This window comes from Rhodococcus sp. 05-2254-2, from assembly GCF_002259095.1.
GTDB lineage: Bacteria > Actinomycetota > Actinomycetes > Mycobacteriales > Mycobacteriaceae > Rhodococcoides.
The window spans coordinates 88,638-114,746 of record NZ_NOZJ01000002.1 but is presented as its reverse complement, the minus strand read 5'-3'; the positions used below and the strand labels follow the sequence as shown (position 1 = coordinate 114,746).

Below are 26,109 nucleotides of genomic sequence, written 5' to 3'. Positions count from 1 at the left end.
ACCGTGCGACATGTACGGCATCGGTCGTGCGGGGTCACTCTTCGGTCGTGCGAACATCACCTGATGGACATCGCGCTGACCGAGAACGATCTGGACGAAACGGGCGTCATCGACCCGTCGATGGTGGCCAAGGGAGTCGACGTACCGCCGAAAGCCGTCGTCTGTTTCTTCTCCGAGGTGATCGAGAGCATCTGCGCGAAAGGCGACGCCCGAGTCGTCTCGATCATGCGCTCCGAGCACGGCGAACATCCCGTCTACGAGATCGAACGGAACGGGGAGAAACTTGCTGTCTTCCACCCCGGCGTCGGAGCTCCGCTGGCCGCGCTGTTCCTCGAAGAGGCCATCGCGATGGGCTGCACCCAGTTCGTGGCCGTCGGCGGCGCGGGGGCACTGTCCGACGACCTGGGCATGGGACACGTGATGGTGGTCGACAGCGCCCTGCGTGACGAGGGCACCTCGTTCCACTACCTACCGCCGGGACGGATCGTCGACGCCGATCCCGCAGGGGTTGCCGTGCTGCAATCCGTGCTCACAGACGCCGGAGTCGACTTCGTCACCGGCCGCTCGTGGACCACCGATGCGCTCTACCGCGAGACCCGTGCGCGCGTTTCCCGCCGCGTCGAAGAGGGATGCCGAACCGTCGACATGGAAGCCTCGGCCTTCTGCGCCGTCGCACGATTCCGCGGCGTGCGATTCGCGCAACTGCTGTACGCGGGTGACTCCCTCGCCGCCGACTGGGACCACCGCGGCTGGACCAAGGCCACGACAGTGCGCGAACAGTTGTTCTGGCTCGCAGCCGATGCATGCCTGCAACTGAGCCCGATCTAGCCGAGACGCGGGTTGCCGGTTCACTGGGTTGCTGATTCCTATTCACTGGGTTGCTGGTTCTGGTTCACCGGGTCGCTGACTCACCTCCGCCGCCTACCCCCCACACCCGACCCCCGCAAATGCGCGCGCGTTTGCCACACGCGCGCGAAATCGCCCCAAGCACAGGTCACGAATCCGCGAGCACCTGACGAATGCGCGCGCATTTGCGACCGACGAACGAGAAACGGGAAACGAGAAACGGGGAACGGGGAACGGTGTTGCGCCGCGGTATTCAGCCTCCGTCCACACCCTCCGCCCCGCACCCCCGCAAATGCGCGCGCGTTTGCCACACGCGCGCGAAATCGCCCCAGCACAGGTCACCAATCCGCGAGCACCTGACGAATGCGCGCGCATTTGCGACCGCCGAACGGTCTCAGACTGGGGCCAGGAATGCCGCCAACGCGTCGGCGTAGGACTTCACGTCACTGGCTCCCATCAACTCTCGCGACGAGTGCATGGCCAGCTGCGCTGCGCCGACGTCCACCGTGGACAGGCCGGTGCGCGACGCAGTGATGGGTCCGATGGTCGAGCCGCAGGGCAGATCGGCTCGATGTACGTAGCGCTGCAGAGGAACTCCGGCCTGATCGCAGGCGAGCGCGAAGGCACCGGCACCCGCGGAATCCGTTGCATAACGCAGGTTCTGGTTGACCTTGAGCACCGGTCCCCCACCGAGTTCGATGCGATGCGCGGGCTCGTGCCGGTCCGGGTAGTTGGGATGCGTCGCGTGCGCCATATCGCCTGAGGCACAGATGGATCCGGCCATCGTGCGCAGGAATTCCTCACGGCCGCCGCCGCGTCCGAGCACGATGCGCTCGAGCACGGTGTTCAGCAGATCCGAGAACGCGCCGCGGTCGGACATACTGCCGACTTCCTCGTGGTCGAACAGGGCCAGCACCGGCGTGACAGCGGTCGGATTGTCCACTGCGGCAAGCAAAGCCTGAGTCCCGGCGTAGCAGGTGCCCTGATTGTCCAGACGTGGCGCGCTGACCAGTTCGGACTCGACACCCACGACGGCACTGGGCGCCAGATCGTGCGTCATCAACTCCCAACCCAGTACCGAATGCGGGTCGACGCCTTCTCGCTCGGCGACGTATGCGATGAACGATTGTGGCGAATTGCCCACGCCCAAAATGGCATTGACGTGTCGCTGCGGATCGAGGGTGACACCCTTGCGATCCTCGGAGAGGTGGATCGCAAGCTGCGGGACTCGCAGAATGGGCTCGTCGACCTTCACCAGAACCTCGCGCACCGCGTTTCCGTCGCGCACACTCAGCCGGCCGGAAATGCCCAGATCGCGATCGAGCCAGGAGTTGAGCCACGCACCGCCGTACGGCTCGAGGCCCACCATCTGCCAGCCCGCGGATTGCAGATCGGGATGTTGCTTCACGCGGAGGTTGGGGCTGTCGGTGTGTCCGCCGACGATACGGAACGGGCCATCAGGAGTGGAGCCTGCGGAACGACCCGAACTACTGCTCTCGGTGCTCCAGGCGACCAGTGATCCGCCGCGGATCAGGTAGTAGCGGCCTGCTTCCGTAGGCCAGGTATCGGTCTCGTCGAGCCGTACGAATCCTGCGTCGTCGAGTTGGACGGAGACTGTCCGGCACACGTGAAACGGTGACGGAGAGACGTCGACGAAGTTGCAGAGACCGGTTGCGGAGGCGTGAGTCGACATGGGAACCATTGTGGCAGCCGCCGCGTCGAACACCTCGAGAGCACACACCGACCGGGGGGACGACTTCATGAAATTTCATTCTCTGCCTGATTACGGCGCAGTTCACGCGACCACATTCGCCATCGTGCGAATGAAGACGATCGAAGCATTTCGCAAGCGTGGGGTGGTGGTTCACCGCGAGGATGCGACGACGTTGGCGGTGGGCTCGGGCGTTCGCATGTCACTGAACAACGTGTTCGCCCGATGCTCCGGGGTGAGTCGATCGGCGTGGGACGGCATCATTGCCGGCTATGTCGACCTGATGATCGAGATGATGCGCGAGGCGGATCCCACGTTCTTCACCGGATTGTCGGACGACGAGTTCTACTCGAGGCTGCGCGAGCGCGTCATCGCTCCGTCCGCCCTGGCGGCCATGGGTGAGTGCGAGTACGAGTATTCCGTCCCGCTACTCGACGTGCCGGGCGCACCGCGACGGGTGCTGAACCTGTCTTCTCCGAATCGCGCTGTGACACTGGCAGATCGGCATCTTGTCGGCCGAGACCTGGACGCCGCCTGGGCCGCCGGCCGAAGGAACACCGCAGCGCTGAAATTCGAGGACGGCCGAGTTCTCAGCAGAAACAGCGTCGACATCGAGGTCCTCAGCGGTGATTCGATCTACCTCGCGTCGAAGGTCGCCGATATGACCACGCTGATCTCCGCGCACCTCGGCGAATGTCTGTACGGCGTATTGTTCGTCGTTCCCAATGCCTACGAGTTCATTTTTCACCGGCCTCGCAACGCCGACGTGGCGCTCGCGGCAGCAGCCGAGCTCGCCGAGCTGGCAGATATGTTCACTCGTGACACGCCTAGCCCACTGTCACGCTCGGTGTTCTTCTGGCGGGACGGCGAGTACTGCGACGTATCGGGCGGGCCCACGGGAGTTTTCGCCGCTACCTTGGCTGAGCTGCCGGCGGCCGCGGCCTGACCGCGGTCACGTGCCGGTAGACCCGCTGTTCGGGCGGCGGGGTGGTGGGCCGTCCCGCAGCAGCATCGCAAAGACGTCCCAGCCGACCACGAGCGTCATCCAAGCTTGGGCGGGCATCCGCCGCTCAGTGCGAACCGGACACGCAGAACGAGTTGCCGTCGGGATCGGTCAGTGTCACCCAGCGAAAGTCGCCCATGGTGTGCTGCGCAATTTCGCTTGCACCCGCCTCGACGAGCCGCGTGACCTCAGCGTCGAGGTCACCGGTGGTCATGTCGAGGTGGACGCGATTCTTGCCTGGCGTCGGGTCGTCGATCTTCTGGAAGGCCATTCGATACGGTGCCGACGCGAGTTCGACGACGTAGAACCAGCCGTCGTTCTCCTCCACGATCGTTCCGTCCGCCTGCGCGGCCCACCAGCGGGCGAGCGGTCCCGGGTCGGTCGTGTCGAACGTGATCATCGCCAAGTTCAGTGTCATGGCGGCACAGTAACCGCGACCACCGACACGTTCGAGTCAGGCGTTGACGATCGTGTCCAGTGCCGAATAGAAGATGCCGAGGCCGTCGTCGCTCGGTCCGGTGAGCGGCTCGGTGGCGTGTTCGGGGTGCGGCATCAAACCGACGACTCGACCGTTGGCCGAGGAGATCCCGGCGATCCCGCGCTGTGATCCGTTCGGGTTGCTGCCGCTGTAACGGAAGACCACCCGGCCCTCACCCTCGAGCTCGTCGAGCACGTTCTGCGGTGCCTGGAATCGACCCTCGGCATTCTTGACCGGAATCAGAATCTCAGCACCGGGCTCGTAACGCGACGACCACGCGGTGTCGGTGTTCTCCACTGCCAGCCACTGATCGCGGCAGACGAAGTGCAGCCCTTCGTTGCGAGTCAGCGCGCCGGGGAGCAGGCCCACTTCGCACAGAACCTGGAATCCGTTGCAGATACCGAGAACCGGCATACCGCCCTCGGCGGCCTTGACGACGGACTCCATCACGGGGGCGAAGCGGGCGATCGCTCCGGCGCGGAGGTAGTCGCCGTAGGAGAATCCGCCGGGGACCACGATGGCGTCGACGTTCTTCAGATCGGCATCGGCATGCCACAGGCTGACGGCTTCGCCACCTGCGAGGGTGACCGCGCGAGAGGCGTCGACGTCGTCGAGGGTCCCGGGGAAGGTGATGACTCCTACGCGGGCGCTCATGCGGCGGGCTCTACCGACACGCGAGTGACCGTCCAGTCCTCGATGACGGTGTTGGCCAGCAGCGATTCCGCGATCTTCTCGAGCTCGGCGTCGTCGACCGTGTCGTCGACCTCGAGTTCGAAACGCTTGCCCTGGCGGACGTCGGACACACCGGAGATGCCAAGACGGCCCAGTGCACCGGCGATCGCCTGACCCTGCGGATCGAGAATCTCGGCCTTGGGCATGACATCGACAACGACTCGGGCCACGAAAGCGCTCCTTGAAATACGTACGGCTGGTTACCGGCAGGTGGGAGTCTACGCAGCCCTGGCGGGAGGCGCGAAACCGCGCTTACTGTGGGGACCATGCGGCTGACACACTTCGGACATTCCTGCGTTCTCGTCGAACTCAACGGCACCACCGTGCTGTTCGATCCCGGCACGTTCTCTCACGGGTTCGAAGGCATCACCGGACTCGACGCGATCCTCGTCACCCATCAGCACCCGGATCACGTCGATCTGCAGCGACTTCCCGCTCTGGTCGAGGCGAATCCGCGTGCGGCACTGCATGCCGATCCGATGACCGCAGGCCAACTCGGCGGCCAGTGGACTCCGGCTCCCGCGGGTCAGGCCTTCACGGTCGGCGGCATCACGGTCACCGGCGTCGGCGGCACCCATGCCGTCATCCATCCCGAACTGCCGGAGATCGACAACACCGGTTACCTGCTCGGCACTCCGGAGAATCCGGGCCAGCTGTTCCACCCGGGCGACTCGCTGTTCGTCCCCGAGCAGCAGGTCGAGGTTCTCGCGCTCCCCGCTGCCGCGCCGTGGTCGAAGCTCTCCGAGACCGTCGAATTCCTGCGAGCAGTGAACCCCAGGATGGCATTCCCCATCCACCAGGCCATCGTCGCGGAGCAGGCCAGGGGCGTCTACTACGGCCGCTTCAAGGAGATGTCCGACGCCGAAATCCGCGAGCTTCCCGAGGAATCGTCCGTCTCGATCTAGCCGGTGACCTCGGGCGGGAGGGTGCCGATCATGGCGACCTGTGTCCCGTCCCAGCGGTAGTCGATCGTCACCGGGCCGCCGGTGGGATTGGCATTGGCATCGTTCGCGAGCGGCCAGCGGTAGTTCACTGTGATCGTGTCGGCGGATTGCGCCGCGACAGAGGTGAATCCGTACGGCTCAAGCGTGGCCGTACCCAGATATTCGGCGTCGTGGAAGAACAGCAGATGTGTCGGTGAGCTGACCGTCGCGCCGTACGGCATGGCTTCGACCCAGGTGAACGACGCACACGGGTCGTCGATCCGCGTGGCAACCCACGGTGAATCCGCGAACACCAGAGGCAGTGAGTCGACGGCCGCGGTCACCGGAGCCGACGTCAGACTCAGGCACTGTGACTCCGTTACCGGCGGGCCCATCGGAACCAGGTCGCTGGCCTCCTCGGGTGGCGTCCGCTGCGGCTGTGCTCCCTCGGTCACGGGGGCCGGGCCGGGCGTCACCGGTGCCGGACTTGCCTGGGTGGTTGCCGGAACGGCCGAGGACGGTGCTGCCGACGGGGTTCCTTGCTCCGCTCCGCCGCAGGCGACGAGGGCTGTGGCACTGACTACGAGGAGTAGAAGACGTTTCATTGAGACCACCTGGTTCGATTTGCCCGACGCCAGGTATGTCCGCTCGCAAACGTGTTCCGTTACATCACGTTTCGGTCAAGAGGACGTTACCTCCGCAGCGATCTGCATTTTTCGCACCACTACGCGCACATTTCGCGACATTCCCGCGGAAATTTCGGCACAGTGGAGCATCAGTTGCACACTGGAGCACGCGTCATTCAGGCCAGCCGATGTCGAGCCGAACCAATTCACGAAGTGCCGACTCGTCGACCGTGTCGAGTCCGTCGAGGAACGCGGCAGCGAAGGACCCCGGCCGCGACGTCGACCGGGCAGCGATCTCCGACGCGACCGCAACATGCGCGTGCGCCGCGACGGCACCGATCAGCACATTTGGCGACACCGAGCAGTAGGCAGCCGTCAGCGCACCGAGCGCACACCCGGTAGCCGTAACCCGTTGCAGCAGTGCGCTTCCGCCGCCCACCTTCACCATGCCGTCGGGGCCGAGAATGTGATCGGTCTCCCCCGACGCCGCCACGACCTCGGCCCGATCGAGCAGCGACCGGGCCGCATCGACCGAATCTGCCACGTGTGCAGACGAATCCACCCCGCGCGATCCACCTTCGGCACCCGCCAGTCCCATGACCTCGGACGCGTTCGCGCGAATGACGCTGGGCCGGTTGACAAGTAGCTCGACGGCCACCTGCGTTCGCCACGGCAGACCGCCGGCTCCCACCGGATCCAGTACCCACGGCTTCCCCGCTGCCCTCGCTGCGGCCGACGCCAGGTGAGAACTTTCCACCTGCGCCGCCGTCGGAGTTCCGAGATTGACCAGGACCGCGTCGGCGATCTCGGCGAAGCCTGCCGCTTCCTCGGGGTTGTCCACCATCGCCGGCGCGGCCCCCGCGGCCAACAGCGCGTTGGCGACGAACTGCACCGACACCGTGTTGGTCAGACACTGCACCAGCGGATTGCGCTCGCGCAGAAGTCGATGTGCGGCAACGATGTCGTCCAGGGTCACGCTCGAATTACTCATCGCTGACGAGTCTACGACCGCACTCACCCCGTTCGCGTCAATGGACCACTGCATACGTCTGAGCGGTGCAATGGCACATTCACGCCACAACCCCGTACGCGTGAATGGCGCATTGCAGACGTCTGAGCCGTGCAATGGTCCATTGACGCGGGGTGGGGTGGGGTGGGGTGGAGGGCAGCGAACGGCTTGCTAGGCCACGCGAGAGTTGCTGCGCGGCAGCCATTCGTATACGCCGGCCTCGGCTCCGTGGTGCAGGGAGAGGTCGATGGCGTCGAGGATTGCCTGTCGCGGTCCCGGGCGTCCGAGTTGCTTGGCACTGATGGCCAGGCGCACCACTCCGTCACGTCGCGCGGTGCGGCCTGCGCCGATTACCAGTGCCTTGAACCACCACGGTTCGGCTTTGAATCCTTCGCCGATTCCCCACACCCGAGCACGCACGATGCCGTCACGCTCGAGATCGTGAATACCGTTCAGCGCAGCCAACATTCGGAATCCCGCGTCGGGGAGTGCCTCGACCGCACCGGGTGAGGCGATCCAGCGCGGAGCGGCGAACACTCGGGTGCGCAGGCCCGTCTGTTCCATGACGCGGTCGGCGGCCATCAGACGCAGTCGTGCTTCGTGACGCGGCAGCGAGGAGAACTCGGATCGTCGACGCTTCGTCGCGGCCTGGTCGTAGCCGTGCAGAACGATCGCGTCGCCGCCGTCGCGTTGCGCCCGCAACCATTCCTGGGTGGGCACGTCGGCTGCGAGGCGGTATTTGTCTTTCAGCCGTGGTGCGACGAGCAGCGACAACGGAACGCCGCGACCGTCGAGGATCCGCGCGAACTCGGCGGCGTGCTCGTAGGTGTCGTTCTTGATTCCGCTCACCGACACGATCAGGCGTCCAGACATGACTCGAGCCTCGCACACCAGCGTGAACGAGGCCCGACGTCGATGCAGACAGAAGCTAAACGGCCATCGTGTCCTTCGGCAGGATCTTGTCGATCGCTGCGAGCACCTCGGGTGCGTCCGGCTCGGTGCGCGGACGGAAACGATCGGTCACGACGCCGTCGGGCGAGATCAGGAACTTCTCGAAGTTCCACTGGACGTCTCCGGACTTGCCGTCGGCGTCTTCGGTCTTGGTCAGTTCGGCGTACAACGGGTGCTGGTTGTCACCGTTGACGTCGACCTTCTCGGTCATCGCGAACGTGATGCCGTACGTGGTGGAGCAAAAGGTCTCGATCTCTTCTGCGGTGCCGGGTTCCTGGCCACCGAACTGGTTGCAGGGCACTCCGACGACAGACAGGCCTCGCGCCGAGTATTCGTTGGCGAGCTTCTCGAGCTTTTCGTACTGCGGGGTCAGTCCGCACTTGGAGGCGACATTGACCACGAGGACGGCCCTTCCGGCGTACTCGTCGAGCGAGGTGGGCGCACCACCCAGCGTGTTGATGCCGATGTTCTGAACTTCAGTCATCATCCGAACTTACCTGTGAGTACCGACAGAATGGAACCGACGTACGAAAAACAAGAACGACCCCGCTGGTGGCGGGGTCGTTCTTGGTTCTTCCGAACCGGGCGACGGGGGGATGCGCGGCGCCCGGCAGGTATCACGCCTTGGCGGCGTGCTTTTCGATGATGACCTGCTTGTCGGCAGGTCGCTCGTCCTCGGGGAGGTGGTCGTCGACCATGGTCTCCTCGTCGAACGGCAGGCCGCCGTCGAGAACGGTGTTGACCCGATCCTTGTCGATCGTCTTGGTCCAGGTGCCGACCAGCAAGGTTGCGACGGCATTACCGGAGAAGTTCGTCACCGCGCGGGCCTCGGACATGAACCGGTCGATGCCGATGATGAGGCCGACTCCGTCGAGCAGCTCGGGGCGGTGGCTCTGCAGGCCACCGGCGAGGGTTGCCAGGCCGGCTCCGGACACTCCGGCCGCACCCTTCGAGGCGATGATCATGAACAGCAACAGCGAGAACTGCTCTCCGAGAGAGAGCGGCATGTTCATGGCGTCGGCAATGAAGATCGAAGCCATCGTCAGGTAGATCGCGGTGCCGTCGAGGTTGAACGAGTATCCGGTGGGGACGACGATTCCGACGGTGGTGCGCTGCACTCCGACGTGCTCCATCTTGGCGATCAGACGCGGCAGGGCCGACTCGGACGAGCTGGTGGCGACGATGAGCAGGTACTCACGGGCCAGGTACTTCACCAGCTTGAAGATCGAGAAGCCGGTGACGAACTTGAGAATCAGGCCGAGGAAGAAGAAGACGAAGATGAAGCAGGTGATGTAGAACGCGAGCATCAAAGTGCCGAGTTGGACCACTGCGTTCCATCCCGTCGCTCCGACGACACCGGCGATGGCACCGAACGCACCGATCGGGGCGACCCACAAAATCATGGTCAGGACGCGGAAGACAAGCTTCTGTACTGCGCCGATGCCCTTGAGGATGCCTTCGCCGCTCTTGCCCATGGCCTGAAGTGCGAAGCCTACGAGAACAGCGACGAACAGCGTCTGCAACACACTTCCAGCAGTCAGCGCGGAAACCAGCGTCTCCGGGATGATGCCGGCGATGAAGTCCATGGTGCCGCCGGCACCCTCAGCTTGATCGACGTACTTGTCTACCGCGCCGGAGCTGGGGATGTTCAGGCCCGTTCCCGGCTGGATGAGGTTGCCGACGACCATGCCGATGCCGAGCGCGATCGTCGACATGGCGATGAAGTAGCCGAGGGCCATTCCGCCGACGCGGCCGACACTGGCTGCGGCTCGGACGGCACCGATGCCGAGGACGATGGTGCAGAAGATGACCGGACTGATCATCATCTTGATCAGACTGATGAACAGCGTGCCGAGCACCGCGAGTTCCGTGCCGACACCCGGAGCGGTCAGGCCGACGATCACACCTGCGATCACGGCAATGATCACGGCGATGTAGAGCCAGTGAGTTTTGTCGCGCTTCTTCTTGGGCTCGGCTGGCGGATTGTCGAACCGCTCGGCATCGATGGTTGTCATGAGTCTTCCTTCTGGTTCAAATGAAGCGCGAGTCGAACTGCGGACTTCGTGACTACGGGGAGTGGAGTGAGGTGCATCACCCCTGCTGAGAGATGATGTTGCTGCACGAGGTGACAGGAGTCACCTATACGTTCATTTCGTTCACACCGACTGTTCTTGCGCGAAAGGAATCCGTTGTCCACCAAACGTCCGCTGAGCGTCGCCGGCCAGGTGTTGGTGTTGCAGCTCGTCGTCATCGGGGTCGTCGTGTTCGCCGGCGGCATCCTGACGGTGCTCAACGAACGGTCCAACAGCGACGACGCGACCCGACGCGAAGTCACGGCGATCGCGGTCAGCATCGCCAACGAGCCGTCGACGCCCATTGCGATCGAATCCGAAAACCCGACGTCACGTCTGCAGCCGGAAACCGAGAAGATCCGTCAGGTCACCGGGGTCGACTTCATCGTCGTCATGGCCCCGGATCGCACGCGGTTCACGCACACCACCGTCGACCTGATCGGTAAACCGTTCAGCGGCAACATCGATCGCGCGCTACAAGGCGAGACGTTCACCGAGACGTACGTGGGATCGCTCGGGCCGTCGATCCGTTCGGTCACCCCGGTCACAGATACAGAAGGTGAGATCGTCGGCCTCGTTTCCGCCGGCGTCACCCGTCAGAAGATCAGTGATCAGTTCTTCCAGGGACTCCCGCTGATCATCGGGGTCGTGCTCGCTGCGTTCGTCGTCGCCGCAGCGGGATCGACGCTACTCAGCCGCCGGCTCCGGCGTCAGACACTGGGGATGGCGCCGGCGGAACTGCGCACGATGTACGAGCATCACGATGCCGTCCTGCACTCGATCGGTGAAGGCTTGTTGGTGTTCGGCCGCAGCGACGAGGCGGAGTTGGTCAACGACGAGGCCCGACGCCTGCTCGATCTGCCGGAGGGCCCGGTCTCGCTCGCGTCGCTGCCGGAGTCGATGCAGCAGATGGACACCGGCATCGTGCGCGGTGAGTTGCATCTGACGAAGGATCGGGTGCTCGTCGTCAATCAGGATCCGGTGATGTGGGAGGGCCGACGCCTGGGCAATGTGCTGACCATCCGCGATCAGACCGAATTGCGTTCGTTGATGGGCGAATTGGACTCGGTGCGCAGTTTTGCGGAGTCGCTGCGTTCACAGGCGCACGAGTCGGCGAACAGGCTGCACACCGTCATCACCATGGTCGAGCTCGGCCGGCCGCAGGAGGCCGTCGAGTTCGCCACCGCCGATCTCGAACTCTCGCAGACGCTGATCGACCGCCTGATGAACTCCGTCGGCGAGCCTGCACTCGCGGCGCTGCTGCTGGGCAAGGTCAGTCAAGCTGCCGAGCAGGGTGTGGAGCTCACCATCACCGACGACACGGCGATGGAGGACGAAGGAGTGCTGACGGCCCGCGAATTGGTCACGCTGGTAGGCAATCTGATAGACAATGCCATCGATGCCTCGAAAGAATCCGATCAGCCGTGGGTCGAAGTGACCGTCCGTGACGCCGACGCCGAACTCGTCGTACGCGTTGCCGACAGTGGTCCCGGAATGCCGCCCGAGACGCTGAAAGCTGCTCTGCGGCGCGGCTACTCGACCAAGTCCGGCTCACGCGGTCTGGGGCTGGCGCTGGTGGCCCAGGTCATCAACCGCCATCGGGGCACTCTGACGTCGGAAGTGACGTACGGATCTGTCATGGTTGCCACCATCCCGGGCTCGACGTCGTGATCCGGGTACTGATCGTCGACGACGAACCCTTGATCGCCGAGGCCCACAAGACGTACGTCGAGCGCACCCCGGGCTTCGAGGTGGCCGGGGTGGTGCACACCGGCGCTTCGGCCATGCGCTTCGCCAGTACCGAGGCCGTCGATCTGGTGTTGCTCGACATCGGGCTGCCCGATGCGAGCGGCATCGACGTCGCGGCCGCGCTCGGTGGTCTGCGGCCGAGTCCCGACGTCATCGCCATCACCTCCGAGCGGGATCTGTCGGTGGTGCGTTCGGCGGTGGCACACGGCATCGTGCTGTATCTGCTCAAGCCGTTCACGTTCGCCGCGTTCCGCGACAAGCTCGAGCGCTATCGCGAATTCCATGCCGCGTTGCCTGCCGGCGAGAACGCGTCGAGTCAACGCGACATCGACCGCGCCATGGCACATCTACGAACAGCCGACGAACGCGTGTCGACGCCCAAAGGCATTGCTCCACAAACCATGGACGGCATCACCGCCAGCGTCAGAGAAGCCGCTGACGGACTCAACGCATCCGAGGCCGCCAAGGTCGTCGGAGTGTCCCGCGTGACCGCGTGGCGGTACCTCGAGCGCCTCGCCGACGACGGCCTGGTCACCCGGCACACCGAATACGGCAGAGCCGGGCGACCTCAGGTCCGTTACGTGTGGCGTTAGAGCGGCTGGCGCCGCATGTGAGCGGAAACTCGTAGCAGGCTACGAGTTTCTATGCACGTGCGCCGGAGGTGCTCACGATCCACGCGTACTCGAAGGCCGCTTCTTTCCATTTCTCGTATCGACCGCTGACTCCGCCGTGTCCGGCGCTCATTTCGGTCTTGAGCAGCAGGTCGGAGTCACCCGTCTTCGTTGCTCGCAGGGCGGCAACCCATTTCGCGGGCTCGACGTACAGAACGCGGGTGTCGTTGATGGACGTGATGGCCAGGATCGACGGGTAGTCCTTGGCCTCGACGTTCTCGTAGGGGCTGTACGACTTCATGTAGTCGTACACCTCCTTGCTGGCCAACGGGTTTCCCCATTCGTCCCATTCGATGACCGTCAGCGGCAGCGACGGATCGAGGATGGAGGTGAGCGGATCGACGAACGGAACGTTGGCGAGAATGCCGTTGAAGAGCTCCGGCGCGAGGTTGGCCACCGCCCCCATCAGCAATCCGCCCGCGCTGCCGCCGTCGGCGACGAGATGCTTCGGCGAGGTGCGTCCGGTGTCGATGAGATGCTGTGCCGCAGCGATGAAGTCGGTGAAGGTGTTCTTCTTCTTCAGCGTCTTGCCGTTGTCGTACCAGTGCCTGCCCATCTCACCGCCGCCGCGTACGTGTGCGACGACGAAGACGATGCCGCGGTCCAGCAGCGAGAGCCGGGCGACGGAGAACGACGGATCCATCGAGGCCTCGTACGATCCGTAGCCGTAGAGCAGCGTCGGTGCGGGGCCGTCGGGCACGTCCTTTTGCGCGATGACCGACAGCGGAATCTGCGTGCCGTCCGGCGCAGTGGCCCATTCGCGGTGCTGAACGTAGTCACCGGCATCGAACTTGCCCAGAACCGGCTGCGATTTACGAAGCAGCAGTTCACCACTGGCGATGTCGAGGTCGTAGACCTGGCCGGGGGTGATGAACGAGGTGTAGACCATCCGAAGCAACGGCTGATCCCATTCCGGGTTGGAGCCGGCTCCGACGGAGTACAGCTCCTCGTCGAATTCGAGCTCGCGGTACTCGCCGTATCCCTGATCGGTCAGCGGCCAGATCGCCATGCGGGTCAGGGCTTCTCGCCGGTAGGTGAAGATCAGGTGGCCGGCGAACGCGTCGATGTCCTCGACGCGGACGTCGTCGCGATGCGGAACGAGGATGCGCTGATCGAGTGGGTCCGAGACCGGAGCCTCCGCGAGCAGGAAGTTCTCGGCCTTCTCCCCCTCGGTGCCCCAACCGTTGACCGAGCCGTTGTGGGTGATGAGGAATCGATCCTCACCGGCCACGACGGCATGTTCGATGCTGTATTCGACGCCGTCCGTGCGGGGCAGTACGACGCGGAACTCGCCCTCGGGATCGGTGGACTCCAGCACGAGGCATTCGGAGGTGATCTTCGAGCCGACCCAGATCATCAGGTACTTCTCGCTGCGGGTGGAACCGAAGCCCACCCAGTAGCTTTCGTCGGGTTCGTGGAAGACCTTGACGTCCCCGGACTTGCCGAGGGTGTGTCGCCAGACGGTGTCGGGACGCCAGGATTCGTCGACCGTCAGGTAGAACACGTGCGTGGCGTCGGCAGTCCAGGTGGCCCCGGGCGCGACGTTCTCGATGGTGTCGGCGAGCAGCTCGCCGGTCTCCAGGTTCTTGAAGCGCAGCGTGTAACGCTCGTCGCCCTCGGTATCGGTCGAGTATGCCAGCAGCGTGCCGTCGAGGCTGATCGAGAACGCGCCGAGGGAGAAGAAGTCGTGACCCTCCGCTTCGACATTCGCGTCGAGCAGGACCTGCTCACCGGGAACGTCCACGTCGGACGACAGCGTGGGCGGGGTCCAGTCGTCGGGAGAGTCGACGGGGCAACGGCATTGGAGACCGTACGACTTCCCCTCGACGGTGCGCGAGTAGTACCACCACTGCCCCATGCGCGTCGGCACGGACAGATCGGTCTCCTGGGTCCGCGACTTGATCTCGTCGAAGATCTTGCCCCGCAACGATTCCAGGCCGGCGGTCTGCTGCTCGGTGTAGGCGTTCTCGGCTTCGAGGTAGGCGATCACCTCGGGATCTTCCTTGGCGCGCAACCATTCGTAGTTGTCGATGAAGGTGTCGCCGTGATGGGTGCGCTCGAGTGGCACCTTCTTGGCAATGGGTGGGGTGATCGTCATGGCGTGACCCAATCGTCGAAGTTCAGGCCCGAGATGCGCTCGTAGGCCTCGATGTAGCGGCTGCGGGTTGCGGCGACGATGTCGTCCGGCAACGGTGGCGGTGGAGTGTCGGAGTTGCGATCCCAACCGGAGTCGCCGGTCAACCAGTCTCGAACGAACTGCTTGTCGAAACTGGGCTGAACGCGACCTTCCTCGTACGAATCGGCCGGCCAGTAGCGCGAGGAATCGGGCGTGAGCACCTCGTCGGCGAGGACGAGGTTGCCGTCGGCGTCGGTACCGAACTCGAACTTCGTGTCCGCAAGGATGATTCCGCGTTCCAGAGCGAAGTTGGCTGCCCGCGTGTAGATCTCGATGGTGTCTTCACGCAACTTGAACGCAAGTTCGGCACCGACCTGCTCGACGGCCTGGTCGAAGGTGATGTTCTCGTCGTGGTCGCCCAGTTCCGCTTTGGACGCGGGGGTGAAGATCGCCTCGCTGAGCTTGCTGGATTCCACGAGCCCCGGCGGAAGTTCGACGCCGCACACCTTTCCCGTCGCGTTGTAATCCGCCAGCCCGGAACCGGTGAGGTACCCGCGCGCGACGCATTCGATCGGAACCATGTTCAGCTTCTTCACCACCAGGGCGCGGCCGACCAATTCGGCGGGGATGCGTTCGTCGAGCGGATCGCCTGCCAGATGGTTGACGCCGCCGAGCTCCTCGAAGAAGAACACGCTCATCGCCGTCAACACGCGTCCCTTGTCCGGGATCGGGGTGTCGAGGATGTGGTCGTAGGCCGAGATTCGGTCGCTCGCGACGAGCAACAGATGCGCGTCGTCGATCGTGTACAGATCGCGGACCTTGCCGCCGGCCAGATGCTCGTAGCTACTCAGTGATGGTCGCACGGTGTTCAACACTATCTGGGCCGGTGGCGGCGGGGGTGTCGGCAGGCATCAGACTGGTAGCCGTGGCAACGAACAACTCGACATCGGAAGTCGGATTCCGCTCCGAACGCGGGCCGATACTGATTGCGTTGATGCTCAGCACGTCGCTGGTAGCCCTGGACGCGACCATCATCGCCACGGCGGTGCTGTCCATCGTCGACGACCTGGGCGGCTTCACGCAGTTTCCGTGGCTGTTCTCCATCTATCTTCTGGCACAGGCAGTATCGGTGCCGCTGTACGGAAAACTGGCCGACCTGTTCGGCCGCAAGAAGATCATGCTGTTCGGCATCGCGGTGTTTCTGCTCGGCTCGATACTCTGCGGCCTGGCCTGGAGCATGCCCGCCCTGATCGCCTTCCGAGCAGTTCAGGGTCTCGGCGCGGGTGCCGTGCAGCCCATGGGCATCACCATCGCCGGCGATATCTACACGCTGGCCGAGCGCGCCAAGGTGCAGGGCTACCTGGCCAGCGTATGGGCGATGTCCTCGGTGCTCGGGCCCGCGCTCGGCGGAATTTTCTCCGAATACCTGTCGTGGCGCTGGATCTTCTTCGTCAACATTCCGTTGTGCGCGCTGGCCGCGGGGATGCTGTGGCGCAAGTTCGACGAGGGAGCCGTGGAACGCACCAGGCCCAAGATCGACTACCTCGGTGCCGTGCTGCTGACGGTGGGCGCAGCCCTGGTGCTGCTGGGACTGCTCGAGGGCGGACAGTCCTGGGCATGGAACTCCCCCGTCAGCATCGCCATCTTCGCCGCCGGAGTCTCCTTGCTCGCCGCTTTCGCAGTGGTTCAGACCAGGGTCGAGGAGCCGATCCTGCCGCTATGGGTGTTCACCCGTCGTGTCCTGGTGGTCAGCAGTTTCATCTCGCTGCTCGTCGGTGCGTTGATCCTCGGCCTGACGTCCTACGTTCCGACGTTCGTGCAGGGCGTGCTCGGCACCGGCGCGATCGTCGCCGGCTTCGCGCTGTCGACCCTCACGCTCGGCTGGCCCATCGCGGCATCCCTCTCCGGGCGGGTGTACCTCCGGTTCGGTTTCCGCACCACAGCACTGATCGGTGCCTCCATCGCGGTCGTCGGAGCGGCATTCGCCACCGGCCTCGGTGCCGGTTCACAGGTGTGGCAGGTGGGTGCGGTGTGCTTCGTGATCGGCCTCGGTATGGGCCTGATCGCCAGCCCCACCCTCATCGCCGCCCAGTCGAGCGTCGAATGGTCCGAGCGCGGCGTCGCCACCTCGACCAACATGTTCGCCCGCTCCATCGGCAGTGCAGTCGGGGTCGCGGTGTTCGGTGCCATCGTCAACTCACGCATCTCCGACGACCCGAGCCCCCAACAACTGTCCGACGCCATCCATCCGGTCTTTCTGGGTGTCCTGGCGGCGGCAGCGGTGATGGCCGTCGCGGCACTGTTCATGCCCAAACGTGCGAAGGAAGCGACGCGATAGCCCTCAACTCACCTGACGCGGAAACCAGTGCACCGGAGACATCACGGAAACCTCCACGGCGGTACCGGGAGCGAATCGGTCGGCGGTACGGGCGATGGCCCGAAGCCGCAGCCCGGTGTCGTAGTGCCGCAGAGTGACCGAGGATTCGGGGCCGGTGAAGAACTCGTGTTCGACGAAAAATGCGCCGTCCTTGCGTTCCGAGACCACCAATTGCTCGGGCCTGAGCAACGCCTGCCCGTTTCCCGTTGCTCGGGTGGTGGACTCGAGACGGCCGAGGACGGTGTCGACGTGGCCACCCCGCGCTACGGCGTCGACGAAGTAGGCGTCGCCCACGAACCGCGCGACGGCGGGTGTGGCGGGCCGCTCGTAGACCTCCCGCGGTGTGTCGATCTGGGCGCAGCGACCACCCAGCAGCACGGCCACCCGATCGGCTGTTCCGAGTGCCTCGGCCCGGTCGTGGGTGACGAGGATCGACGCGGTCTTGCTGGACTGCAACAACTCTCGGACGTCCTGTCGAATGGAGGTACGTAGCCCCGCGTCGAGCGCGGCGAACGGCTCGTCCATCAACACCACCGACGGAGCCGGTGCCAGCGCACGCGCCAACGCGATGCGCTGCTGCTGACCGCCCGAGAGTTCACTGGGCTTCACCCCACCGGAATCGGGTAGTCCGACGAGTTCGAGCATCTCGTCGACGCGTCGTGCGCGCTCGTCGCGACCGGACAGGTAGGGCCGCAGAAACCCTGCACGCAAACCGAATTCGATGTTCCTTCGTACCGTCAGGTGTGGAAACAGTCCACCTTCCTGTGGCATCAGGCCTATGCCCCGCTTCTCCGGTGGCACCTGAATCTGCCCCGCCACCGAGATGTCCCGTCCGTCGGAGGTGATCCGACCCGCGTCGATGCGGTGCAGTCCCGCGATCGATCGCAACAGGGTCGTCTTGCCGCAGCCGGAAGGGCCGAGGACGGCAAGCATTTCGCCGTCGCCGAGGTCGAGATCGATACCGTGCAGCACCGCCGTACTGCCGTACGAGGCGACGAGACCGGAAATCACCATGCTCATGGCAGTGCTACTCGCTTCCGCGTCGTGCGTCCCAACGCTCGTGTCAGAACGACCGTCGGGACCACCGAGATCAGGATCAGGGCCAGGGCGTAGGGAGCAGCCTCGCCGTATCGGAACGCCTCGGTGGTGGACCACAGCGTGGTCGCGAGCGTGTCTACTCCCCGCGGCCGCAGCATCAACGTCGCAGGCAGTTCCTTGGCGACGGTCAGAAAGACCAGAGCGGCCCCGGCGGCGATGCCGGGCGCGGCGATAGGGATCGTCACGCGAAGATCGGTACGCAGCCGGCCCGCGCCGAGGGTTCGTGAAACATCCTCGAGGACAACGGGAGTGGCGTCGACGACAGCTCTGGTGCTGCCTACGGCCAACGGCAGGAACAGCACCACGTAGGCCAGTACCAGCAGAACGGCCGTCTGATAGAACGACGGCAGGAACCGGATTCCGAGAAAGACCGTGGCGAGTCCGACGGTGATTCCCGGCAGCCCGTGCGCGATGTAGGTGGACAGCTCGGCACCGCGAGCGGCCCTCGACGTGGATCGGGCCGCGAACAGCGCGACCGGCAACGCGAGCACGGCCACCACCACCGCGGCGGTCGCGGAGTACTGGACGGTCTTGGCGGTGACGGCCAGCACGTCCACCCAGTCGACGGTGAAGCGCAGCGATCGACTCAACCACCGCGCCAGGGCCAGAATCGGTACCAGCACCGAAACACCCAAAGCAGCAACGACTACGGCCAGAGCGGGTACGCGCCACCGGCCCAGGACGACAGGCTCGGCCATCCGGTCGGTTCCCGATCCCACCCTCGCCGTGGCACCGCGTCGGGCACGCCGTTCGAGGAGGGTGAGCACCAACGCACCCACCACGAGGACCAGCCCGAGAACAGCGGCCGCGGTGCGATCGAGTCCCCCGCGGTACGCACTGTAGATGCCCAGCGTGAACGCGTCGTATCGCATCAGAGCCACCGCTCCGAAATCACTGATGGTGTACAACGCGACCAGCAGTGCGCCCGCTGCCGCGGCCGGAACGACGCGACGGCACTCGACGGTCAGCGCCGTGCGCACTGCGCCTCGACCGAGGGTTCGCGAGACCTCGGCCAACGAGGGGTCCGCGGTGGCGAACGCCGCGGACACCGGCAGCATCACCAGCGGGAAGCAGGACAACGTGAGCACGAGAGCTGCACCGGAAAAGCCTGCCAACGAGGGGAATTCGGCGATCCACAGGTACCCCGAGACGTAGGACGGGATGGCGAGTGGAGCTGCGAGGACCATGGCGAAGAAGCGTCGCCCCGGCAGATCGGTACGGACGGTCAGCCACGCCAGCAGCGTCCCGACCACGACCGACGCGAGGAGCACGGTGATCGTCAGTGTTGCCGTACGAATGGCGAGGTCGAGTGTGCGCTGTCGCAGGAGCAGTCGCAGCACCTTCTCGGTTCCGCCGTCGAACGCTCGAACGAACAGGTAGACCAGGGGTGTCAGCGTCAGCGCTCCCACGCACAACGCGGTCGTCCCGAGAACGGGACGACCGCCGAAGTGGCGCCGCCGAAGCGGCTGAAGTGCAGACGCGAGCACCCGACTAGATGATTCCGACGTCGGTGAGGAGGGTCTGCGTGGCCTCGAGCGACGAGAGCTGACCGAGATCGAGATCGGTCGAGCCCAGCTCGGACAGTGGCGGCAGGTCGTAGTCCGAGGTGACTCCGTCGATGACGGGGTATTCGGCGGTCTCGTTCGCGAAGTACGTCTGCGATTCGGTCGAGAGCAACTCGCGCACGAAATCGAATGCGGCTTCCTGGTTGTCCGAGGCGGCCAGCACACCGGCACCGGCGACGTTGATCAGCGCGCCGGGGTCACCGGGCTCGAAGTAGTGCAGCTCGACCGGGACGTCGTCGCCGTTCTCTTCCTTGAAGGGGTACCAGTAGTAGTGGTTGAGCAGGCCGGTGGCCACCTGTCCGTCGTTGACGGCGGTCAGCAGCGGGCCGTTGCCCTCGAAGGCGACGGGCTCGTTGGCGACGAATCCTTCGAGCCAGGTCCGAGCACCGTCCTCGCCGCGCTGCACGCGCAGGGCGGTGACGAAGGCCTGGAACGACGCGTTGGTCGGTGCGTAGCCGATCTGTCCGCGCCAGCGCGGGTCGAGCAGTCCGTCGATACCGGTGGGCAGGTCTGCGGCCTGCACCGAATCGGAGTTGTAGGCCAGCACGCGGGCTCGCGCCGAGGTGGCGACCCAGGTGCCGTCGGCACCGCGGTACTGCTCGGGAACGAGGGAGAGGATGTCCTCGGGCAGCGGCGCGAGAGCACCGGCCTCGTCGAGGGCACCGAGTGCGCCTGCGTCCTGACCGTAGAAGACGTCGGCCGGGGTGGCGTCGCCTTCCTCGAGGATCTTGGCGGCCTGGGCGTTGGTGTTGCCCGAGTAGTCGACCTCGATACCGCCACCGATGCGCTCGATCAGTGGGTCGACGAGCTCTTCACCGCGGCCGGAGTACACCACGAGTGAGGACTCTGCGGTGGCGGACTCGGAGGTGGACGTGCCTTCGTCGGAGGAGCCTTCCGAGCTGCATGCGACGAGACCGAGGGCGAGGGTTGCGCTGAACGAGAGCAGCGCCAGACGGCGAACGGTGAACACGGTTCTCCTGACGAAAACGGGTCATTCGGACAATTCGATGAAAGTACACCACAAAGGTGAGGCTCAGCTACTTTCCCTCCGGGATTGAACGGCCACAGGCCCGGGCACTCCCACTCCATGACCTCTCGTGTACTCGTCACCGGCGCCAGCATCGCCGGCCCGACCGTCGCGTTCTGGCTGGACCGAGCCGGCTTCGAGGTCACCGTCCTCGAACGCTCGCCGCACCTGCGACTGGGCGGCCAGAACATCGACGTCCGCGGCTCCGGCCGCGAGGTGCTGCGACGCATGGGTCTGGACGCGACCCTCCTCGCGAACGGCACCACCGAGAAGGGCACCCGATTCGTCGACGACGCCGACGCCACCATCGCGGCCTTCCCGGCCGGCGACGGATCCCACGACGGCCCGACGGCGGAGTTGGAAATTCTGCGCGGCGAGTTCGCGCGGATTCTGGTCGAGTCCGCCGGTTCACGCACCGAGTATCGCTACGGCGATCGCGTCGTCGGGGTGACTCAGAATGCCGCCGGCGTCGATGTCACCTTCGCAACGGGCACAGCGGAGAGGTTCGACCTCGTTCTCTTCGCCGATGGAATACGTTCCAGCAGCAGAGAACTGGTGTTCGCCGGCGAGGCCGAGACCACCCCGGTCGGCTTGTACACCGCATACGGCGTACTGCCGAAGGGACCGAGCGACGACGGCTGGTGGCGATGGTACAACGCCCCCGGATCCCGAGTGGCCAATCTACGACCGGACAACCTCGGCACGACGCGATTCAGCCTGTCCTGGGTGTCCGACGACAGCGGCTACGAGGGCGCGTCCACCGAACGCGTGATCACCGCTCTGCGTTCGACGTTCGCCGACGTCGGTTGGGAAGTGCCCCGAATCCTGGACTCGCTGGGACCGGACTCGGAGCTGTACGTCGACTATCTGGCGCAGGTGAAGGCCCCGCGCTGGTCCGACGGCAGAATCGGCATGCTCGGCGATGCCGCATGGTGCGCAACGCCGTTGAGCGGCATGGGCACCACGTTGTCAGTCACCGGCGCGTACGTTCTCGCCGGCGAGCTCGCGCGGGCGAGCGATCATCGCGCCGGGTTCGAGGCCTTCGAGACGCGCATGCGTCCGTTCGTCGCTCAGGCTCAGAAACTCCCACCCGGCGTGCCTCGCGTCGCGCATCCGAAGACCTCGGTGGGAGTCGCCGCATTCCGCACCGCACTGCGGCTGGCCGGATCGAAGCCGGTACAGGCCGTGAGCAGCAAGTTCCTCGGTCCCGACGCGGCGACACTCGAGCTGCCGGACTACGAGTTCGAAAACGCAGGTTAGAGCCCCACCCGCTCGAGCAGCGCATCGAATGCCTCGCTGGCTTCCTGCTCGGAGCGGCCGGACTCGATGACGCCGTTGTACACCGCGAGCGCCTCCTCCTGGTATTGCTTGTATTTCTCGAGCCACTTCTCGGAGTCGGCGCGCCAGTACCCGATGATGTCGAAGTACGCGATGTCGTAGCCCAATTCCTTGCGGAAGTACTTGCGCACCCGACGCGAGGACGACGCCTCGCCGGCGAACCACACGTAACCGCGCCCCTCGGGCAGGGGGTACGCCAATGCCGCGTCGTCGAGAACGCTTGCGCTGTCGCCGTTTCCGGATCCGATGCGCCAGTCGAACGTGACGTCGGCCTTGGTCTCGAAGGATTGGATGTCGCCGCGTTCGAGAACCTCGACGATCGCGTGCGCACGCATTCCGGCGGGCAACTGCTCGACGAGTCGGCCGAGTGCGGGCAGCCCGGTCATGTCCGCGACCAACAGCAGCCATTCGACGTCGGCGGGCGGTGAATACCAGGATCGCGGCCGGGTGAACAGCACCGTCTGCCCCGGGACGGCCTGCTGAGCCCAGGTGGATGCGACACCGCCCTCGTGGGCGAAGAAGTCGATGGTCAGCTCACCGCGCTCCGGATCGAGACGGCGGATGGTGTAATTGCGCCCTTCGGGAGCGTCGTCGAGACCGTGGAACCACCAGAACCCGTCGACCTCGGTCATCGGCGGCGGGATCGCCTCGCCTGCCCTGGGGAAATAGACTCCGATGCATTCGTCGGGCACACCGAGCGTGCGGTAGCCGGCAACGTGCTCGCCGCCGAACGTCACGCGCACCATGTGCACCGTGAGTCGTTCCACTGCAACGACGTCGGCGTAGTAGTAACCACGCGGTTGTTCGTTCATCTTCGCCCTCGATACATATCTCGACGTGGCTCTCGAGAGAACCCGCAGGCCGACTCGGCAGCCATTCCTCCTCGATTCTAAACTAAGCCTTGCCTAGCCTGCGACCGCCCGCCTTGGGAATCACCAACGGTGTGTGCGATTCCGGGTCGTCGATGATGCGGCACGGCAGCCCGAAGACCGCCTCCACCAGCTCGGCGGTGACGACGTCGGCGGGCGCACCCTCGGTGACCACTGCGCCGTCCTTCATCGCGATGATGTGGTCGGCGTACCGGCAGGCGTGATTGAGGTCGTGCAGCACTGCGACCAGAGTGCGACCGTTCTCGCGGTTCAGAGTGGCCAACAGGTCGAGAAGCTCGATCTGGTGGGCGATGTCGAGAAAGGTCGTCGGCTCGTCCAACAGCAGCAGCGGCGTCTGCTGCGCGAGAACCATTGCCACCCAGACGCGTTGCTGCTGACCGCCGGACAGTTCGTCCACCGGACGAGCGGACAGTGACGTCACTCCGGTCGAGTTCATGGCCTCGATCACCGCGGCCTCGTCTTCGGTCGACCACTGTCGGATCAGCTTCTGATGCGGATAGCGGCCCCGCGCAACCAGATCGGCCACCGAAATGCCGTCGGGTGCGATGGAGGTCTGCGGAAGCAGGCCGAGGCGTCGGGCAACTTCTTTCGCCGGATACGACGAAATCGCCTTCCCGTCCAGCAGAACGGTTCCACGAGAGGGCTTCAGCAGCCGCGAGAGTGCCCGCAGCAGAGTCGATTTACCGCAGGCGTTCGGTCCGACGATGACGGTGAACTTGCCGTCGGGAATTTCGACGGTCAGGTTCTCGCTGACGACGCTCTTGTCGTATCCGACCGTGATGTCGTCGGTGTGCAACCGAGGCTTCGTCACTGCTTCCTTCCTTCCCGCGCCAGCAACCACACGAAGTATGCGCCGCCGACCGATACGGTCACCACACCCACCGGGAGCTGCGTGGGAGCGAAGACGCGCTGTGCAACAACGTCGCTGACGACCAGCACCAGCGCTCCCATGCACGCGGCAGGCACCATCGCCACTGACGAGGTACCGGTGAGGCGGCGCGCCAACTGCGGCGCGGCGAGCGCGATGAACGAGATGGGCCCCGCGGCCGCAGTGACCATCGCGATCAGCGCAACTCCGAGGAACACCAGCATCAGACGGGTCGGCTCGGCGCGCACACCGAGCGCCCTGGCCGCATCGTCCCCCATCTCCAACATCGGCAGCCGACGCGAGAGCACCGCCAGGCACGACGCGATGACGATCGACACTGCCAGTACCGGTCCCACCTGCGACCACCCCAGCCCGTTGAGGGTGCCCGCACCCCAGACTGCGGCCGCGATCGCGTCGTCCAGGTCGGCCCTGATCACGAGCCAGGTGTTGACCGAGGCCAGGACGGCGCTGACGGCGATCCCGACGATGATCAGCCGAAAGCCCTGCACCCCGCGCCGGTACGCGAGCAGGTAGACCACCGCAGCCGTCGCGAGTCCGCCGACGAGCGCGCCCGCTCCGGTCCGGTAGTAGCCACCACCGAGAGCAAGGATGACGACAAGTGCGCCGGTGTAGGAACCGGTGGCGAATCCGATGATGTCCGGGCTGCCCAACGGATTTCGCGTCAAGGATTGAAAGACCGCACCCGATACGCCGAGGGCGGACCCGAACAGGAAAGCCAGCGCCACTCGGGGAAACCGCCACTCCATCACCACGATCTCGGTGAGGCGTGGCGCGTCGCCGAACACCGCGGCGAGCACCTCGTTCGGCGGAATGTAGAAGTCGCCGGTACCGACCGCGACGACGGAGACCACCACCGTCACGAGCAGCAAGGCCGCGCAGACGCCGACCGTTCGAACGTCGATGCGGCCGTCCACTCGATCCCGCACTCGCACGACCCGCAGCGTTCGGCCGAAATCGATGCCGCCGCCGCGTTGTTCACGGGTCACAGTCCGCTCGCCTTCTTCCGGCGAACCAGCAGGATCAGCACCGGTGCGCCGACGAACGCGGTCACGATGCCGACCTGCAATTCCCCCGGCCTGAGCACGACGCGTCCGACCACATCCGAGAGCAACAGCAAACCCGGTGCCGCGACCACCGTGTAGACCAGAATCCATCGTTGGTCCGGTCCGACGAACCACCGCACCATGTGCGGAATCATCAGTCCGACGAATCCGATGGGCCCGGCCGCGGCCGTCGCGGCACCGGCGAGCAGGGTGACTGCGACGACGCCGATGATTCGCGTACGAATCACGTTCGCCCCCAACGACTGTGCCAGATCGTCGCCGAGCGCGATCGCATTGAGAGGACGAGCGATCAGGGCGGACAGGAACACTCCGAGCGCGATGAACGGGGCGACTTCGGACGCGATGTCCATACCTCGACCGGCCAACGACCCGGCTCCCCAGAACCTCATCCTGTCGAACGCATCGGGATCGAGCAGCACCATGCCCGAGGTGATGCCGCCCAGTACAGCTCCGAGCGCAATTCCGGACAGCGTCAACCGAATCGGAGTGGCTCCCGCTCGCCCCAGCGCCCCCAGCGCGTACACCGCGATCGTGGCGACCACCGCGCCGGCGAACGCGAACCAGATGTAGGACCCGATGCCGGTGACACCGAGCACGCCGACGGCGATCGCAACGAAGAACGCCGCCCCGGCGTTGACACCGAGAATTCCCGGGTCGGCCAGCGGATTTCGCGTCATAGCCTGAATCAGCGCACCAGCCACCCCGAGAGCGACTCCCACGAGCAACCCCAGAACGGTACGCGGAAGCCGCAGTTCACGAACGATCACCGATTCGGTGGATCCGTCGGCGAAGAACAGACCGTGCCACACCTCGCCGATCGGGATGTACTCGGTTCCCACCGAGATGCTCACCAGGCACAGCGCCGCCAGCACACCGGTGACGAAGAACAACCCCGCGGCCCGACGGGCATCGGTGCGAGCGAGACCACCGACTTCGGCCGGAACGCCTCGCTGTTCCGGCTCGTCGCCCACGCT

25 protein-coding genes are annotated in these 26,109 nt (G+C 65.2%); 7 read left to right on the top strand and 18 right to left on the bottom strand.

Annotated elements, in window-relative coordinates; genetic code table 11:
* Window positions 1-63: 63 nt before the first annotated feature.
* A complete protein-coding gene (locus tag CH283_RS04550; protein ID WP_255183083.1) occupies window positions 64-828 on the top strand; it encodes a nucleoside phosphorylase in 765 nt (254 codons plus the stop codon).
* Between the two features lie 412 nt (window positions 829-1,240).
* Here the strand turns inward: CH283_RS04550 and CH283_RS04545 are convergent, their stop codons facing one another.
* Window positions 1,241-2,548 carry a M18 family aminopeptidase gene (locus CH283_RS04545; protein WP_094639289.1) on the bottom strand — a complete coding sequence of 436 codons (1,308 nt, stop codon included), beginning with the start codon at window positions 2,546-2,548 and terminating at the stop codon, window positions 1,241-1,243.
* A 58-nt stretch (window positions 2,549-2,606) separates the two neighbouring features.
* Here CH283_RS04545 and CH283_RS04540 point away from each other — a divergent pair, with 58 nt between their 5' ends.
* A complete protein-coding gene (locus CH283_RS04540; RefSeq protein WP_068049926.1) occupies window positions 2,607-3,503 on the top strand; it encodes a hypothetical protein in 897 nt (298 codons plus the stop codon).
* 124 nt (window positions 3,504-3,627) lie between these two features.
* Here CH283_RS04540 and CH283_RS04535 read toward each other — a convergent pair whose 3' ends face one another.
* Genes CH283_RS04535 through purS form a run of 3 tightly spaced genes read right to left on the bottom strand, consistent with a single transcriptional unit; the run spans window position 3,628 to window position 4,940 of the window.
* Complete coding sequence (locus tag CH283_RS04535) at window positions 3,628-3,978, bottom strand: VOC family protein (RefSeq protein ID WP_094639288.1); 351 nt, start codon at window positions 3,976-3,978, stop codon at window positions 3,628-3,630.
* A gap of 36 nt (window positions 3,979-4,014) precedes the next feature.
* Window positions 4,015-4,692 (bottom strand): phosphoribosylformylglycinamidine synthase subunit PurQ, encoded by a 678-nt coding sequence (gene purQ, locus CH283_RS04530; RefSeq protein ID WP_094639287.1) that lies wholly within the window; start codon window positions 4,690-4,692, stop codon window positions 4,015-4,017.
* Window positions 4,689-4,940 carry a phosphoribosylformylglycinamidine synthase subunit PurS gene (gene purS / locus CH283_RS04525; RefSeq protein WP_032395924.1) on the bottom strand — a complete coding sequence of 84 codons (252 nt, stop codon included), beginning with the start codon at window positions 4,938-4,940 and terminating at the stop codon, window positions 4,689-4,691. Before purS ends, purQ begins: the two co-directional genes overlap by 4 nt.
* A 96-nt stretch (window positions 4,941-5,036) precedes the next feature.
* On the opposite strand from purS, the gene CH283_RS04520 reads away from it, so the two are divergent.
* Window positions 5,037-5,675 (top strand): MBL fold metallo-hydrolase, encoded by a 639-nt coding sequence (locus tag CH283_RS04520; RefSeq protein ID WP_068049930.1) that lies wholly within the window; start codon window positions 5,037-5,039, stop codon window positions 5,673-5,675.
* Here CH283_RS04520 and CH283_RS04515 read toward each other — a convergent pair.
* The 5 genes from CH283_RS04515 to CH283_RS04495 form a co-directional block, all read right to left on the bottom strand.
* Window positions 5,672-6,298 (bottom strand): LppP/LprE family lipoprotein, encoded by a 627-nt coding sequence (locus CH283_RS04515; RefSeq protein WP_094639286.1) that lies wholly within the window; start codon window positions 6,296-6,298, stop codon window positions 5,672-5,674. The two genes, CH283_RS04520 and CH283_RS04515, sit on opposite strands and share 4 nt — an antisense overlap.
* Before the next feature lie 193 nt (window positions 6,299-6,491).
* Window positions 6,492-7,310 (bottom strand): hydroxyethylthiazole kinase, encoded by an 819-nt coding sequence (thiM, locus tag CH283_RS04510; RefSeq protein WP_176460321.1) that lies wholly within the window; start codon window positions 7,308-7,310, stop codon window positions 6,492-6,494.
* 189 nt (window positions 7,311-7,499) lie between these two features.
* Complete coding sequence (locus CH283_RS04505; RefSeq protein WP_094639328.1) at window positions 7,500-8,201, bottom strand: DUF2334 domain-containing protein; 702 nt, start codon at window positions 8,199-8,201, stop codon at window positions 7,500-7,502.
* Between the two features lie 55 nt (window positions 8,202-8,256).
* Window positions 8,257-8,766, bottom strand: a complete 510-nt coding sequence (locus tag CH283_RS04500; protein WP_303396119.1) for a glutathione peroxidase — start codon at window positions 8,764-8,766, stop codon at window positions 8,257-8,259.
* 130 nt (window positions 8,767-8,896) lie between these two features.
* Window positions 8,897-10,294, bottom strand: a complete 1,398-nt coding sequence (locus CH283_RS04495) for a cation:dicarboxylate symporter family transporter (protein ID WP_094639284.1) — start codon at window positions 10,292-10,294, stop codon at window positions 8,897-8,899.
* 174 nt (window positions 10,295-10,468) lie between these two features.
* On the opposite strand from CH283_RS04495, the gene CH283_RS04490 reads away from it, so the two are divergent.
* Together CH283_RS04490 and CH283_RS04485 are read left to right on the top strand one after the other, a co-directional pair.
* Window positions 10,469-12,022 (top strand): sensor histidine kinase, encoded by a 1,554-nt coding sequence (locus CH283_RS04490; protein ID WP_231893851.1) that lies wholly within the window; start codon window positions 10,469-10,471, stop codon window positions 12,020-12,022.
* Window positions 12,019-12,693, top strand: coding sequence for a response regulator (locus tag CH283_RS04485; RefSeq protein WP_068049855.1), 675 nt, complete (start codon window positions 12,019-12,021; stop codon window positions 12,691-12,693). Before CH283_RS04490 ends, CH283_RS04485 begins: the two co-directional genes overlap by 4 nt.
* 49 nt (window positions 12,694-12,742) lie before the next feature.
* Here the strand turns inward: CH283_RS04485 and CH283_RS04480 are convergent, their stop codons facing one another.
* Both CH283_RS04480 and CH283_RS04475 read right to left on the bottom strand, forming a co-directional pair.
* Window positions 12,743-14,869 (bottom strand): S9 family peptidase, encoded by a 2,127-nt coding sequence (locus CH283_RS04480; protein WP_094639283.1) that lies wholly within the window; start codon window positions 14,867-14,869, stop codon window positions 12,743-12,745.
* On the bottom strand, window positions 14,866-15,750 hold the full coding sequence (locus tag CH283_RS04475; RefSeq protein WP_094639326.1) for a phosphoribosylaminoimidazolesuccinocarboxamide synthase: 885 nt from the start codon (window positions 15,748-15,750) through the stop codon (window positions 14,866-14,868). The genes CH283_RS04480 and CH283_RS04475 overlap by 4 nt, the downstream gene beginning before the upstream one ends.
* Before the next feature lie 62 nt (window positions 15,751-15,812).
* On the opposite strand from CH283_RS04475, the gene CH283_RS04470 reads away from it, so the two are divergent.
* Window positions 15,813-17,225, top strand: a complete 1,413-nt coding sequence (locus CH283_RS04470; RefSeq protein ID WP_176460322.1) for an MDR family MFS transporter — start codon at window positions 15,813-15,815, stop codon at window positions 17,223-17,225.
* 3 nt (window positions 17,226-17,228) lie between these two features.
* Here CH283_RS04470 and CH283_RS04465 read toward each other — a convergent pair whose 3' ends face one another.
* The 3 genes from CH283_RS04465 to CH283_RS04455 are packed head-to-tail and all read right to left on the bottom strand — an operon-like array spanning window position 17,229 to window position 20,897.
* Complete coding sequence (locus CH283_RS04465) at window positions 17,229-18,284, bottom strand: ABC transporter ATP-binding protein (protein WP_094639281.1); 1,056 nt, start codon at window positions 18,282-18,284, stop codon at window positions 17,229-17,231.
* A complete protein-coding gene (locus CH283_RS04460) occupies window positions 18,281-19,849 on the bottom strand; it encodes an ABC transporter permease (protein WP_255183082.1) in 1,569 nt (522 codons plus the stop codon). Before CH283_RS04460 ends, CH283_RS04465 begins: the two co-directional genes overlap by 4 nt.
* 4 nt (window positions 19,850-19,853) lie before the next feature.
* Entirely contained in the window at window positions 19,854-20,897 is a 1,044-nt protein-coding gene (locus CH283_RS04455; protein ID WP_094639280.1) for an iron ABC transporter substrate-binding protein, read from the bottom strand.
* Window positions 20,898-21,014: 117 nt separating this feature from the next.
* On the opposite strand from CH283_RS04455, the gene CH283_RS04450 reads away from it, so the two are divergent.
* Window positions 21,015-22,214, top strand: a complete 1,200-nt coding sequence (locus CH283_RS04450) for an FAD-dependent monooxygenase (RefSeq protein ID WP_094639279.1) — start codon at window positions 21,015-21,017, stop codon at window positions 22,212-22,214.
* Here CH283_RS04450 and CH283_RS04445 read toward each other — a convergent pair.
* The 4 genes from CH283_RS04445 to CH283_RS04430 all read right to left on the bottom strand — a co-directional run bounded on the left by CH283_RS04445 (window position 22,211) and on the right by CH283_RS04430 (window position 26,106).
* On the bottom strand, window positions 22,211-23,104 hold the full coding sequence (locus CH283_RS04445) for a siderophore-interacting protein (protein WP_094639278.1): 894 nt from the start codon (window positions 23,102-23,104) through the stop codon (window positions 22,211-22,213). The genes CH283_RS04450 and CH283_RS04445 overlap by 4 nt on opposite strands.
* Before the next feature lie 82 nt (window positions 23,105-23,186).
* Window positions 23,187-23,993, bottom strand: coding sequence for an ABC transporter ATP-binding protein (locus CH283_RS04440; RefSeq protein WP_094639277.1), 807 nt, complete (start codon window positions 23,991-23,993; stop codon window positions 23,187-23,189).
* Window positions 23,990-25,057, bottom strand: a complete 1,068-nt coding sequence (locus tag CH283_RS04435) for a FecCD family ABC transporter permease (RefSeq protein ID WP_094639276.1) — start codon at window positions 25,055-25,057, stop codon at window positions 23,990-23,992. The genes CH283_RS04440 and CH283_RS04435 overlap by 4 nt, the downstream gene beginning before the upstream one ends.
* Window positions 25,054-26,106, bottom strand: coding sequence for a FecCD family ABC transporter permease (locus CH283_RS04430; protein WP_255183081.1), 1,053 nt, complete (start codon window positions 26,104-26,106; stop codon window positions 25,054-25,056). Before CH283_RS04430 ends, CH283_RS04435 begins: the two co-directional genes overlap by 4 nt.
* Window positions 26,107-26,109 lie beyond the last annotated feature (3 nt).

Bases quoted from the DNA above. Each gene is read 5' to 3' on its own strand.
- CH283_RS04550 (WP_255183083.1), top strand. From the start codon at position 64: ATGGACATCGCGCTGACCGAGAACGATCTGGACGAAACGGGCGTCATC.
- CH283_RS04545 (WP_094639289.1), bottom strand. From the start codon at position 2,548: ATGGTTCCCATGTCGACTCACGCCTCCGCAACCGGTCTCTGCAACTTC.
- CH283_RS04540 (WP_068049926.1), top strand. From the start codon at position 2,607: ATGAAATTTCATTCTCTGCCTGATTACGGCGCAGTTCACGCGACCACA.
- CH283_RS04535 (WP_094639288.1), bottom strand. From the start codon at position 3,978: ATGACACTGAACTTGGCGATGATCACGTTCGACACGACCGACCCGGGA.
- purQ (WP_094639287.1), bottom strand. From the start codon at position 4,692: ATGAGCGCCCGCGTAGGAGTCATCACCTTCCCCGGGACCCTCGACGAC.
- CH283_RS04520 (WP_068049930.1), top strand. From the start codon at position 5,037: ATGCGGCTGACACACTTCGGACATTCCTGCGTTCTCGTCGAACTCAAC.
- CH283_RS04515 (WP_094639286.1), bottom strand. From the start codon at position 6,298: ATGAAACGTCTTCTACTCCTCGTAGTCAGTGCCACAGCCCTCGTCGCC.
- thiM (WP_176460321.1), bottom strand. From the start codon at position 7,310: ATGAGTAATTCGAGCGTGACCCTGGACGACATCGTTGCCGCACATCGA.
- CH283_RS04505 (WP_094639328.1), bottom strand. From the start codon at position 8,201: ATGTCTGGACGCCTGATCGTGTCGGTGAGCGGAATCAAGAACGACACC.
- CH283_RS04500 (WP_303396119.1), bottom strand. From the start codon at position 8,766: ATGATGACTGAAGTTCAGAACATCGGCATCAACACGCTGGGTGGTGCG.
- CH283_RS04495 (WP_094639284.1), bottom strand. From the start codon at position 10,294: ATGACAACCATCGATGCCGAGCGGTTCGACAATCCGCCAGCCGAGCCC.
- CH283_RS04480 (WP_094639283.1), bottom strand. From the start codon at position 14,869: ATGACGATCACCCCACCCATTGCCAAGAAGGTGCCACTCGAGCGCACC.
- CH283_RS04465 (WP_094639281.1), bottom strand. From the start codon at position 18,284: ATGAGCATGGTGATTTCCGGTCTCGTCGCCTCGTACGGCAGTACGGCG.
- CH283_RS04450 (WP_094639279.1), top strand. From the start codon at position 21,015: ATGACCTCTCGTGTACTCGTCACCGGCGCCAGCATCGCCGGCCCGACC.
- CH283_RS04445 (WP_094639278.1), bottom strand. From the start codon at position 23,104: ATGAACGAACAACCGCGTGGTTACTACTACGCCGACGTCGTTGCAGTG.